Origin of the sequence: Luteibacter sp. UNCMF366Tsu5.1, from assembly GCF_900119235.1 — a bacterium.
Classification (GTDB): domain Bacteria; phylum Pseudomonadota; class Gammaproteobacteria; order Xanthomonadales; family Rhodanobacteraceae; genus Luteibacter; species Luteibacter flocculans.
This window is the reverse complement of sequence record NZ_FPIS01000004.1, coordinates 183,880-196,825: the sequence shown is the minus strand read 5'-3', so window position 1 is coordinate 196,825 and position 12,946 is coordinate 183,880. Positions and strand designations below refer to the sequence as shown.

Below are 12,946 nucleotides of genomic sequence, written 5' to 3'. Positions count from 1 at the left end.
GTAAGTTCGGCGATGGCAACGCGTGGCGCGTCGGTTCTACAGCCCGTGCCGTCACGCGGTCGCGCAATCAGCCCAGTGGACGTACACGGAAATTGCGGCCCTTGATCTTGCCGGCGCGCAAACGCTCCAGTGCCTTGTTGGCGAGATCGCGACGGATGGCGACGTAGGCACGCGTTGCGTAGACGTCGATCTTGCCGATGTCCTTGCCTTCGAGCCCCGCCTCGCCGGTCAATGCGCCCAGGATGTCGCCGGGGCGCATCTTGTCCTTTCGGCCGCCGTCGATCACCAGGGTCTTCATCGGGGCAAGATTCAACACCTTGCGGCCGTCGCCCGCCGGCTTGGCCGGGTAACGCGCCAGAGGCGCTCCAAGGCGCTCCTCGATCGCGCGCAGTTTATTGAGGTCGCGGGAACCGGCGAGCACGATCGCAAGACCCGTCGCCCCTGCACGGCCGGTACGGCCGACGCGATGGGTATGGGTGTCGGCGTCATGGGCCACGTCGTAGCTCACCACCAGCGGGAGGTCGGCGATGTCCAGACCGCGCGCCGCAACGTCGGTCGCCACGAGCACGGTGCAGCTGCGGTTGGCGAAGCGCACCAGGACCTCGTCGCGATCGCGTTGATCGAGATCGCCATGCAGGGCCAGCGCGGAAAAACCACGGCGGTCCAATTCCGCGGCCACGCTTTCGGTGTCCTTGCGCATGTTGCAGAACACCAGCGCCGCCTCGGGCTTCTCATGCGTGAGGATGCGTGCGAGCACGTCGGCCTTGACGGTGGGCTCCGCCTCCACGACGCGCTGCTCGATACTGCTTTCGTCGTGGCTTTGCTCGACCGTGATGGTCACGGGGTTCTGCTGCATGCGCCCACTGACGGCACGGATCGCATCGGGGTACGTGGCGGAGAAAAGCAACGTCTGGTGGTGCTTGGAAATGCGCTTGACGATGTCGTCCATGGCTTCTTCGAAGCCCATGTCGAGCATGCGGTCGGCCTCATCCAGCACCAGCACCTTGATGCCGCCGCCGTGCAGGCTGCCGCGTTTCAGATGCTCCTGAATACGCCCCGGCGTCCCGACCACGATATGCGGATCGTGCTCGAGTGACGCGAGCTGCGGTCCCAGCGGCATGCCGCCGCATAGTGTCAGCAGCTTCACGTTCGGGATGTTCACGGCCAGGCGGCGAATGGCCTTGCTCACCTGATCCGCCAGTTCACGGGTCGGGCAGAGCACGAGCGCCTGCAGGCGGACTTCCGCGACGTCGATGCGTTGGAGCAGCCCAAGCCCGAACGCGGCCGTCTTGCCGCTGCCGGTGCGCGCCTGGGCAATGACGTCGCGCCCTTCGAGAATGGGCGGCAACGACTCGCGCTGGATCGCGGTCATCGAGGCATAGCCGATGCCCTCGACGGCGGCGAGGAGAGCGGGGGAGAGGGACAGTTGCTGGAAGTCGGTCATGCGACATGATCGCACGAGCCCGCGGTTTGACGGGGACTGGCGTGGAATGCGATGTGCAGACCAGCCTCGGCGCGATCAGAACAGGAGATCGGCCATGCCCCGATGGCGGCGCATCCGTGGCACTACCACTGCGTCCGGCCGGGAAGAAGCCCTTGCAGCTCCGCCTCGGTAAGGTTCCGCCATTGCCCGGGCTTCAGATGGCCGAGTTTTACGTTGATGATGCGAACCCGGCGCAGTTGCATCACGCGATAGCCAAAGGCTGCGGCCATCAGGCGGATCTGTCGATTGAGTCCCTGGGTCAGCACGATAGCGAAGCCGAACTTTGCGATCTTTCGCGTGCGGCATGGCTTGGTCATCTGGCCGTGAATCATCACGCCCTTGGCCATGCTTTTCAGGAATTCATCCGTCACCGGCTTGTTCACCGCCACGAGGTATTCCTTCTCGTGGTGGTTCTCGGCGCGGAGAATCTCGTTGACGATGTCCCCGTTGCTGGTGAGCAGGATCAGCCCCTCGGAATCCTTGTCCAGGCGTCCGATCGGGAAGATCCGCTGCGGATGGTCCACGAAGTCGACGATGTTGCCGTCGACGGTGGTGTCCGTGGTGCAGGTAATGCCCACCGGTTTGTTGAGCGCGATGTACACGCCGCGGCTCTTCGCCGGGCTGGCGATGAGCGTGCGCGCGACGACGACTTCGCCATCGACCTTGACGACGTCGCCTTCCAGCGCCTTCGCACCCATGCCGACGACTTCGTCGTTGATGGTGACGCGGCCCGCGACGAGCAGGTCGTCGGCCTCGCGACGCGAGCAGAGGCCGGCTTCACTGATGTATTTGTTGACCCGCATCGTCCGTTACGAACGCAGGCCCACGCCGCGGGACAGCAGGCGCAGGGCGACAGCCGACAAGCCGACGACGAACACCAGCATGACCACGAACGCGGTGACGATGGGTACGTCGCTTACGCCGAGCACGCCGAAGCGAAACGCGTTCACCATGTACAGGATGGGATTTACCATCGAGATGCTGCGCCACGGCTCGCCGAGCAGATCCACCGAGTAGAACACGCCACCCAGATAGGTCAGCGGCGTGAGCACGAAGGTCGGCACGAGGGCGATGTCGTCGAATTTCTTGGCGAACACGGCGTTCACGAAACCGGCCAGCGAGAACACGGTGGCGCCGAGGAGCACCGACAGGAATGTGATGATCGGATGGGCCACGTGCAGGTCGGTGAAAAACAGCGCGATGAGCAGTACCAGCGCGCCGACGATGACGCCACGCGTGACCGCACCCAACACGTAACCGAGCAGGATCACCCAGTTGGGCATCGGAGAGACCAGCATCTCCTCGACGAAACGGCCGAACTTGGCACCGAAGAACGAGGACGAAATGTTGCCGTAGCTGTTCGTGATGATGCTCATCATGACCAGGCCGGGCACGATGTACTGCATGTAGGTGAAGCCATGCATCTCACCGATGCGGCTGCCGATGAGCTTGCCGAAGATGACGAAGTACAGCGTCATCGTGATCGCGGGCGGAATCAGCGTCTGCGTCCAGATGCGCAGGATGCGCATGATTTCGCGGCGGACGATCGTACCGAGCGCGACGAGGTTGGTGGAGCTGCTCATGCCGCATTCTCCCGGCCGTGCTCGACCAGTCTGACGAACAGTTCCTCGAGGCGGTTGGCCTTGTTGCGCATCGAGGTGACGGTGACGCCGTTCGCCGACAGGGCCGCGAACAGGGAGTTGAGATCGTGTGCGCGCGACATTTCCGCCTCGATGGTGCGATCGTCGATCTTGCGCAGGACCACGCCCGGAAGCTCCGGCAGCGATGCCGGCACATCCGAGACGTCGAGCACGAAGGTTTCGACGTCGAGCGTGGCGAGCAGGCTCTTCATCGTGGTGTTCTTGACGATGCGGCCCTGGTCGATGATCGCGATGTTGCGGCAGAGCTGCTCGGCTTCCTCCAGATAATGCGTGGTGAGGATCACCGTGGTGCCCGCAGCGTTGATGCCGCTGACGAACTGCCACATGGAGCGGCGGATTTCGATGTCCACGCCCGCGGTGGGCTCGTCGAGGATCAGCAGCTTCGGCTCGTTCATCATGGCGCGCGCGATCATCAGGCGGCGCTTCATGCCGCCGGAGAGCATGCGTGCCTGGTGATGCGCCTTTTCCCACAGGCGCAGCTCCTTCAGGTACTTCTCCGCGCGCTCCGAGGCCTCGGCACGGCCGATGCCGTAGAAGCCTGCCTGGTTCACGCAGATGTCGAAGGGCTTCTCGAACTGGTTGAAGTTGATTTCCTGCGGCACCAGGCCGATCAGCCGCATGGCCTCGCTGCGGTGCTTATGAATGGACACCCCGAAGATCTCCGCGTCGCCCGAGGAGGCGTTCACGAGAGAGGACAGGATGCCGATCAGGGTCGACTTGCCGGCGCCGTTGGGGCCGAGCAGGGCGAAGAAATCGCCCGGCTGGACGGTCAGGGAGACGCCCTTCAGGGCCTCCACGCCGTTGCCGTAGGTCTTGCGTAAATCGTTGACGTGTAAAGCAGGAGTGGTCATGGGCTGCGCCGGGATGACAAGCCGCCTATTATACCGGCCTTTGCTGCACGACTTTGTTCCGCGGCGTCAACAGAGACTTTCCATGGCAGAACAGTTCCCGCTCCGCCTCGTCGACAGCTTCATGCTCGCCCCGGCGGTGCGCCACCTCGCTTTCGAACGGGTGGATGGCCAGCCGCTGGCGTTCGTGCCGGGGCAGTTCCTCCAGGTGCACTTCAACTACGACGACGGCAAACCCACCAAGCGGAGCTACTCCGTGGGTACGGTGGGCGATGGCAGTGGTCCCGTCCAGCGGATCGAGATCGCGGTGAGCTACGTGGACGGCGGTGCCGCCACGAAGCTGCTTAGCGGTCTGGAACACGGCGACACGGTGGATGCGAGCGGGCCGTACGGGCGCTTCTGCCTCATGGACGGGGACACCAATCAGCGCTACATCCTCATTGCCACGGGCACGGGCGTCACGCCGTACCGGGCCATGCTGCCGCAGATCGAGAAGCTCATCGCCAGCCGCGGATGCCGTTTCGTGCTTCTTTACGGTGCCCGCAACGAGGGCGAGCTGTTGTATGGCGAGGAATTCGAAGCGTTCGCACGTGCTAACGAGGGGTTCGTCTTCCATCCCTGCTTGTCACGCGGTGCGCGTCCGAACCCGCGCCCGCACGATCGGCTGGGTTACGTGCAGGACATGCTCGCCGAGCTGGAACCCAGTGGCAGCGACGATATCGCCTACCTCTGCGGCAACCCGAACATGGTGGATGCCGCGTTTGCCGCGCTGAAGGATCACGGCCTTTCCGTGCAGCACATCCGCCGCGAGAAATACATTTCCTCGCGTTGACGTCGTCCCTGGCGGCTCCTTCGTGGCCGTCGCCCGGGTCGAAGCGGCTTTCCCAGGGCTATAATCCGCCGCCATGCATGCCCCCGCCGCTTCGTCTTCCCTCTCGCCCGAGATGCGGCGCTACGCGGCGCTGGATCAGCGTCTTCTCGCGGCCGTCCGGTCCATTCGCATCCTGCCCACCGTGTCCTGGCCGGCGTCGGTGGAAGGGCGCCTGATCGAGGAATTCGGCGCCGGACGCCTCTCGATCCCCGATATTCGCTACCGCCCCCCGGTGCTGGACGACACCCGTACCGAACTGGACGCCATCGAGGCGGAGGCGGAAGAGGACCATCCGATCGCCGAATACCTGCGCCGCACGGCCGAGTCCTGGCGGATTGCGACCGACATGCTGCATGCCGCAGGCACCGACGGTGTAACCACCGCCTCGATCGCGCTCTACGGCAAACCCGGCGACGCCATCCCCGGCAGCAATCGCAGCAATCTCGATGCCGCCCGCTACTTCGTCGATCTGGCTGACGAACTGGGCGCCGACCTCGACACCGAGGATGCGACGGGGACCATTCCTGCCGAGGAACTGCGCCAGGACATGGCCGAACGACTGGATGCCTTTTTCGCTCCCGGCATGATTTCGGTAGAAGTCGATCCCGAGCTGACCGCGAAGGCCGCAGCGGGTGCGACCCGCATCCGGCTGCGTGGCGGCGTGCGTTTCACGGAGTACGACCGTCACCAGCTGCTGGCGCACGAGGCGTTCGTCCACTCGCTCACCGCGCTCAACGGACGCGAGCAACCCGTGCTCGCTTCGCTGGCCCGTACCTCGCCGCGCGTTACTGCGACGCAGGAAGGGTTGGCCGTCTTTGCCGAGCTCATGTCCGGCGCCATCGACATTTCCCGGCTGAAGCGCATCAGTCTGCGCATTCTCGCCATCGACATGGCCTTGAACGGCGCCGACTTCGTGGAGGTGTTCCGCTACTTCCGCGCCTGCGGACAGAACGTGGCGGACAGCTTCCACTCCGCGCAGCGCGTATTCCGAGGCGTACCGTTGACGGGTGGGTCCGCCTTCGCGAAGGACAATGTGTACCTGAGCGGCCTGCTCGCCGTGCATACGTTTTTCCGTTGGGCACTGCGGCAGCGCCGGCTGGATCTGTTGCGCAATCTTTTCGCGGGAAAGCTTGCCCTGCACGACGTAATGAGCCTCGAACCGCATTTCCAGACGGGCGACGTGGCCGTGCCGCGTTATCTCCCACCCTGGATGCAGCACGTGCATGGCCTGGCGGGAAAGCTGGCCTTCTCCCTCTTCGTCAACCACATCCACATGGCGGGCGTGGAAGCCGAGGAAATCTCCCTCGGTCTTTGATCCGCACGGGGCGGATTCGATCTCACGGCATACCCGACCGCATGGTCGCTCGCTGGCGTTCTGCACGCTCGCGGAGTACAGCCATGCCTGCGCGCGATAGGTCGAAATCGGTATCACAGCTTGTCGCAATGCAACACAGTAGAAGGGGCTGGGAGCGCAGGACGCGGTGCTAACATGCCGGGTCAATCGCCGGCCCAGGCCGCGTCAAGCCTTTCCCTTTCGCCGAATCGCACAGGATCCCATGGCCATTTCCGAGGAACTGAGGCAAGCCGCTCTCGAATATCACCGCCTTCCGCGCCCGGGCAAGATCAAGGTCACGCCGACCACGTCGCTGCTCACTCAGCGGGATCTGTCGCTTGCGTATTCGCCCGGCGTCGCCGCTGCGTGCGACGCGATCGTGGCAGACCCGCGAGCCGCTGCCGAACTGACCGCGCGCTCGAATCTCGTGGCGGTCATTTCCAACGGTACGGCCGTGCTGGGCCTCGGCAATATCGGCGCGCTCGCCGGTAAGCCGGTGATGGAAGGCAAGGGCGTGCTGTTCCAGAAATTCGCCGGCATCGACGTCTTCGACATCGAGATCGACGAGACCGACCCGGACAAGCTGGTCGACATCATCGCCAGCCTGGAGCCGACCTTCGGCGGCATCAACCTCGAGGACATCAAGGCGCCGGAGTGCTTCATCGTCGAGCGCAAGCTGCGCGAGCGGATGAAGATTCCCGTCTTCCACGACGACCAGCATGGCACTGCGATCATCGTCGGTGCTGCAGTCATCAATGCGCTGCTGGTCACGGGCAAGAAGATCGAAGACGTGAAGCTCGCCACCACCGGCATGGGCGCCGCGGGCATTTCCTGTGTCGACATGCTCGTGACCCTGGGCATGCGGAAGGAAAACATCCTCGCGTTCGATCGCGACGGCGTGCTACACACCGGCCGCACCGACCTCGATCCGGACAAGCAGCGCTACGCACGCGATACCGACAAGCGCACGCTGGCCGAGATCGTCGAAGGCGCGGACATCTTCCTCGGCCTTTCGGCCGGCGGCATCCTGAAGCCGGAAATGGTCGCTACGATGGCGGACCGCCCCATCATCTTCGCGCTGGCCAATCCCAATCCGGAGATCCTGCCGGAAGACGCCAAGGCCGTGCGTCCCGATTGCATCATGGCCACCGGGCGCTCGGACTACCCGAACCAGGTCAATAACGCGCTGTGCTTCCCGTATCTGTTCCGCGGCGCGCTCGACGTTGGCGCCACGGTCATCAACGAGGCCATGAAGGTGGCCTGCGTGCAGGCGATCGCGGAGCTGGCACGGCGCGAATCGTCCGACGTGAGCGCCCGCGCCTATGGCGGCAAGCCGCCGAGCTTCGGCGCGGATTACCTGATCCCGCAGCCGTTCGATCCGCGCCTGCTGATCCAGCTTCCGCCGGCCATTGCGCAGGCGGCGATGGGCTCCGGTGTCGCCGAGCGTCCGATCACCGATTTCCCTGCCTACGTCGAGAAGCTCACCAGCTTCGTGTTCCGCACCGGCCTGCTGATGAAGCCGGTGTTCGATCGCGCCAAGGCCGATCCGAAGCGGGTGGTCTACGCCGAGGGCGAGGAAGAAACCGTGCTGCGCGCCGTGCAGACGGTGGTGGACGAGGGTCTGGCCCGGCCGATCCTCGTGGGCCGTCCGGACGTCATCGAGAAGCGCATCGCGCGCGCCGGACTGCGCCTCAAGCCTGGCGTCGATTTCGAAATGTGCAACATCCACTCCGATCCTCGTTTCGAGGCCTATTGGCGCCTCTACCACTCGATCATGGAACGCCGCGGGGTGACGCCCGCATCCGCCAAGGCGGTGGTGCGCTCGCGCCCGACTGTGATCGCCGCGCTGATGGTGGAGCGGGGTGAGGCGGACGCGATGATCTGCGGCCTCGTCGGCACCTACCAGAGCAAGCTCGATTACATCTGCGACATCATCGGTTTGGACGAAGGCATCGCCGAAGCGTCCGCCATGGCCGCGGTGGCGACCGAGAAGGGCACGTTCTTCTTCCTCGACACGTACGTGCAGGAAGACCCGAGCGCGGAGCAGATCGCCGAGGCGACCCTGCAGGCGTCGATTCGCCTCAAGCTGTTCGGCATCCAGCCGAAGATCGCGCTGCTGTCCAATTCCAACTTCGGTAGCCGAGAGACGCGCAACTCGCGCAAGATGCGCGCCGCATTGAACCTGATCCGCGAGCGCGCGCCGCGGCTCGAAGTGGAAGGTGAGATGCAGGCCGATGTGGCCCTGACGCCGGAACTGCGCGAGCGGATCTTTCCGAACTCGCGGTTGGAGGGCAAGGCCAATGTCTTCGTCTTCCCGAACCTGGACGCGGCCAATACGGCCTACAACATGGTCCGCGTACTGTGCGACGGCGTGGTCATCGGGCCGATCCTCATGGGCGTGGCGAAACCGGCCCACATCCTGACCCCGCAGGCCACGGTGCGCCGCGTGGTCAACATGACCTCCGTGGCGTGTGTAGAGGCGCAGATCCGTGCCGGCAAGCCGCGTACGGTCGTAAACGACTGAGTCGCGGCACGACCATCGCCAGCAGGCTGGCTCCCACCAGAGCACAACCCGGTGGCAGCCAGCTTGCCGGATGGGGGTCGACTTCTCGGCTGGGAACCGGTTTGTCGGTGAGAGCCAGCCTGCTGGCGATCCGGCGAAGCCGGCGGGCCCCCGTTGCGGATAGCCTGCTCCAGAAGGAGCCCGGCCTCCGGGTGGGAGTCGACTGGTCGGGTGGAAGCCAGCTTGTTGGTGGGAGCCAGCCTGCTGGCGATCCGGCGACAGCCGGCAGGCTCGCCATATATCCCATTTGCCTCGATCCAAGCGCCCATACGGCCGCGTATCCGCGAACCTTGGGTTATCATGGAAAGGTTTTCCCGCCACCCCAGCGGCCTTCTTCAGTCCCCATGAGCGCGCGTCATGCGCGAGCGGAGCATCCATGGACCAGTTCGACGACATCCTGAACCAGGACCTCGACCCCACCGAAACCCGCGAGTGGGTCGAATCGCTCAACGCCGTCATCAACCACGATGGCACCGAGCGCGCGCATTTCCTGCTGGAACGGATGGTCGACTCCACCCGTCGCGCCGGTGGCTACCTGCCGTTCGACCCGACGACCGAGTACGTCAACACCATCCCGCCGCACATGGAAGCGCGCAGCCCGGGCGACGCCGCTCTCGAATGGCGCATCCGCTCGCTGATCCGCTGGAATGCGCTCGCCACGGTGGTGCGCGCCAACCGCAAGCCGGGCGACCTCGGCGGTCACATCTCCAGCTTCGCCTCATCGGCCACGCTGTACGACGTGGGCTTCAATCATTTCTGGCGCGCTCCGAGCGCCGACCACCCGGGCGACCTGGTCTTCCATCAGGGCCACTCGGCACCCGGCGTGTATGCGCGCTCCTTCCTTGAAGGCCGCATCAGCGAAGACCAGCTCGACCTGTTCCGCATGGAAGTGGCCGGCAAGGGCCGTGGCCTGTCGTCCTACCCGCATCCCTACCTGATGCCGGATTACTGGCAGGTACCGACGGTGTCCATGGGTCTTGGTCCGATCCAGGCGATCTATCAGGCCCAGTTCTGGAAGTACCTGGAACATCGCGGCCTCATGCCGAAGACCGATCGCAAGATCTGGTGCTTCATGGGCGACGGCGAGTCGGACGAGCCGGAGTCGCTCGGCGCGATCTCGCTGGCGGGTCGCGAAGGCCTCGACAACCTCATCTTCGTCATCAACTGCAACCTGCAGCGTCTCGACGGTCCGGTGCGTGGCAACGGCAAGATCATCCAGGAACTGGAAGGCGTGTTCCGTGGCGCCGGCTGGAATGCGATCAAGGTCGTCTGGGGCAGCTACTGGGATCCGCTCCTTGCCCGTGACACGACCGGCAAGCTGCGCCAGCTCATGATGGAAACCGTCGACGGCGAATACCAGGCGTGCAAAGCCTTCGGTGGCGCGTACACGCGCGAGAAGTTCTTCGGCAAGTATCCGGAGACGGCAACGCTGGTCGCGAACATGTCCGACGACGACATCTGGCGCCTGAACCGTGGCGGCCACGACCCGCACAAGGTGTACGCGGCGTACCACGCGGCAGTGAACACCACCGGCATGCCGACGGTGATCCTCGCCAAGACGGTAAAGGGCTACGGCATGGGCGCGGCAGGCGAATCGCAGAACCCCGCGCACAACCAGAAGAAGATGGATACCGAGGCCGTTCGCGCCTTCCGCGATCGCTTCAATATCCCGGTGCCGGACGACAAGCTGGACGAAGTGCCGTACTACCACCCGGGCAAGGACTCGGACGAAGTGCAGTACATGCTGGAGCGTCGCCGTGCGCTCGGCGGTTCGCTGCCGCAGCGTCGCCGCAAGGCGGACCAGTCGTTCAAGGCGCCGGCGCTCGACGCGTTCGACCAGATCACCAAGGGCACCGGCGATCGCGAGATCTCCACGACCATGGCCCTCGTTCGCGGCATGAACCTCATGCTGCGTGACAAGGAACTCGGTCCGCGCCTCGTCCCGATCGTGGCCGACGAAGCGCGCACGTTCGGTATGGAAGGCATGTTCCGCCAGATCGGCATCTACGCGCCGTTCGGCCAGAAGTATCGTCCGCAGGACGCCGACCAGCTGCTCTACTACCGCGAGGACCAGAAGGGCCAGGTGCTGCAGGAAGGCATCAGCGAGGCGGGCGGCATGAGCGCGTGGCTCGCGGCGGCTACCAGCTACAGCGTCAGCAACGTGCCGATGCTGCCGTTCTTCATCTATTACTCGATGTTCGGCTTCCAGCGCATCGGCGACCTCTGCTGGGCGGCGGGCGACATGCGCGCGCGCGGCTTCCTAATCGGCGGCACGTCGGGTCGCACCACGCTGAACGGTGAAGGCCTGCAGCATGAGGACGGCCATTCGCACCTGCTCTCCGGTGCGATCCCGAACGTCGTGTCCTACGATCCCACCTTCTCCTACGAATTGGCGGTGATCCTGCAGGACGGCACGCGCCGGATGATGCAGGAGCAGGAAGACGTCTACTACTACATCACGGTCATGAACGAGAACTATGCCCACCCCGATCTGCCGAAGGGCAGTGAGGAAGGCATCGTCAAGGGCATGTACCTGTTCAAGGACGGTGGCAAGGCCAAGAAGAACGAGCCACGCGTACAGCTCATGGGCTCGGGCACCATTCTTCGCGAGGTCATCGCGGCCGCGGAGCTGCTGGAGAAGGACTTCGGCGTCACCTCCGATATCTGGTCGGTGCCGAGCTTCTCGGAAGTGCGTCGCGAAGGCTTCGATGCCGAGCGCTGGAACCGCCTGCATCCAGAAGCGACGCAGCGCGTGCCGTATGTGACGGGGCTGCTGGCCGATCGCCAGGGTCCGGCCGTTGCCGCCACCGACTACGTGCGCGAGTTCGCCGACCAGATCCGCGCGTTCATGCCTGACGGCATGCGCTATACGGTGCTGGGTACGGACGGCTTCGGTCGCAGCGATACGCGTGCGAACCTGCGCGGGCACTTCGAAGTGGACCGCTACTGGATCGCACATGCGGCCCTTGCCGCGCTGGCGAAGGACGGCAAGGTCAATGCCAAGGACGTCAGCCGCGCCATCAAGGAATACAAGCTCGACGTCGACAAGCCCAATCCCATGACGGTCTGACGGCCGGGAGATGTGGGAAGACGAGGGCCGGGCGACCGGCCCTCGTCGTTTCCGCATCACACACCGTCCATGGACCGGCTGGTATCCCTTACCCGTTCACCGATCGCGGACCCAACCCATGCGCCCATTTGCCTTTGCCGTCATCGCCGCCCTGCTGACGGGTTGTGCCACGTCGCCCAGCGACCACGGCTCCCGTTCCCGGCTCCTCTACATCGCAGGCGCCAAGGCGCCGTGCACGAATGGCGCCATCAAAGCAGAGTGCCTGCAATACCGCGAACAGCCCAACGAGCCATGGCAGACGACCGCCGTGCCGCTCGAAGACTTCGATTGGAAGCCGGGCAACGAATACCTGCTGAAGATCACCGAGGTCCATCCGAAGGGTGTGCCGGATGCGACGGCTGTGCGCTGGCACGTGGACAAGGTGGTCGAACAGCATCCGGTGCCCTGAACGCCGACGCGGCACGATCGATAGAGGTGCTTCGCGATTTGCGAGTAGACCAACACTGAGGCGCTCTTGTAGGAGCCGCCAAGGCGGCGAGGGAAGGCTTGCCTCAATGTTCCTCGCTGGTTTCCCGCGTCGCCGCTCTGGTGGCTTCTCGCCGCCATGGCGGCTCCCACAACACCGCTCCGTTGGCTTTTCGCCACCAGGGTGGCTCCCACCGGTTCTCATGGCTTCTCGCCGCCATGGCGGCTCCCACAACAAAAAAAGGCCGGGATTGCTCCCGGCCTTCGCCTGCACCGCCGCAGGCCCTCATTAATCGTTGCCGCTATCGATCAATCGTCGTCGCGCAGCGCATGGCGAATCAGCAGGAAGGTACCGATGGCGGCGGCCGCGATACCGATGGCGACGCCGGGGTTGCGACGCACCTGCTTGCGCAGCTTGCGGTACTGGTACGTGGCCTCGTCGGCGACGTCCTCGGCCATATAGCGGATGCGCTGGCCGTTGCCGTTCGTGCGCTTGGCAAGCTTTCCGGTGACCCGACGGCTCCGTTCGAGCAGATCGTTACCGACGCTCGATGCCTCATCGGCATAGTGGCGAACGCGGCCGGACACCCCGTTCACGGCGCTCTCGACCTGGCGGGCGAATTCGCGATTTCTGCTCATTGGAAGGCTCCCT

The 12,946-nt window shown here is 64.6% G+C and carries 10 protein-coding genes; 5 read left to right on the top strand and 5 right to left on the bottom strand.

Annotated elements, in window-relative coordinates:
* Positions 1 to 67: 67 nt before the first annotated feature.
* From dbpA to BT115_RS17220, 4 genes are all read right to left on the bottom strand, one after another.
* Positions 68 to 1,444 carry an ATP-dependent RNA helicase DbpA gene (dbpA, locus tag BT115_RS17235; RefSeq protein WP_072323875.1) on the bottom strand — a complete coding sequence of 459 codons (1,377 nt, stop codon included), beginning with the start codon at positions 1,442 to 1,444 and terminating at the stop codon, positions 68 to 70.
* A 122-nt stretch (positions 1,445 to 1,566) separates the two neighbouring features.
* Entirely contained in the window at positions 1,567 to 2,286 is a 720-nt protein-coding gene (locus BT115_RS17230; RefSeq protein WP_072323874.1) for a pseudouridine synthase, read from the bottom strand.
* Between the two features lie 6 nt (positions 2,287 to 2,292).
* The gene (locus BT115_RS17225) at positions 2,293 to 3,066 is read right to left on the bottom strand and encodes an ABC transporter permease (protein WP_072323873.1); all 774 of its coding nucleotides are present in this window, start codon (positions 3,064 to 3,066) and stop codon (positions 2,293 to 2,295) included.
* Entirely contained in the window at positions 3,063 to 3,995 is a 933-nt protein-coding gene (locus BT115_RS17220; RefSeq protein ID WP_072323872.1) for an ABC transporter ATP-binding protein, read from the bottom strand. The genes BT115_RS17225 and BT115_RS17220 overlap by 4 nt, the downstream gene beginning before the upstream one ends.
* A gap of 82 nt (positions 3,996 to 4,077) precedes the next feature.
* On the opposite strand from BT115_RS17220, the gene BT115_RS17215 reads away from it, so the two are divergent.
* The 5 genes from BT115_RS17215 (at position 4,078) to BT115_RS17195 (ending at position 12,277) form a co-directional block, all read left to right on the top strand.
* Positions 4,078 to 4,824 carry an FAD-binding oxidoreductase gene (locus BT115_RS17215; RefSeq protein ID WP_072323871.1) on the top strand — a complete coding sequence of 249 codons (747 nt, stop codon included), beginning with the start codon at positions 4,078 to 4,080 and terminating at the stop codon, positions 4,822 to 4,824.
* A gap of 73 nt (positions 4,825 to 4,897) precedes the next feature.
* Entirely contained in the window at positions 4,898 to 6,178 is a 1,281-nt protein-coding gene (locus BT115_RS17210) for a flavohemoglobin expression-modulating QEGLA motif protein (protein ID WP_072323870.1), read from the top strand.
* A gap of 241 nt (positions 6,179 to 6,419) precedes the next feature.
* Complete coding sequence (locus BT115_RS17205) at positions 6,420 to 8,720, top strand: NADP-dependent malic enzyme (RefSeq protein ID WP_072323869.1); 2,301 nt, start codon at positions 6,420 to 6,422, stop codon at positions 8,718 to 8,720.
* A 415-nt stretch (positions 8,721 to 9,135) separates the two neighbouring features.
* The gene (gene aceE, locus BT115_RS17200; protein WP_072323868.1) at positions 9,136 to 11,829 is read left to right on the top strand and encodes a pyruvate dehydrogenase (acetyl-transferring), homodimeric type; all 2,694 of its coding nucleotides are present in this window, start codon (positions 9,136 to 9,138) and stop codon (positions 11,827 to 11,829) included.
* 118 nt (positions 11,830 to 11,947) lie between these two features.
* On the top strand, positions 11,948 to 12,277 hold the full coding sequence (locus BT115_RS17195) for a DUF4377 domain-containing protein (protein ID WP_072323867.1): 330 nt from the start codon (positions 11,948 to 11,950) through the stop codon (positions 12,275 to 12,277).
* A 326-nt stretch (positions 12,278 to 12,603) separates the two neighbouring features.
* Here the strand turns inward: BT115_RS17195 and BT115_RS17190 are convergent, their stop codons facing one another.
* Positions 12,604 to 12,933 (bottom strand): hypothetical protein, encoded by a 330-nt coding sequence (locus BT115_RS17190; RefSeq protein WP_072323866.1) that lies wholly within the window; start codon positions 12,931 to 12,933, stop codon positions 12,604 to 12,606.
* Between the last annotated feature and the right edge of the window lie 13 nt (positions 12,934 to 12,946).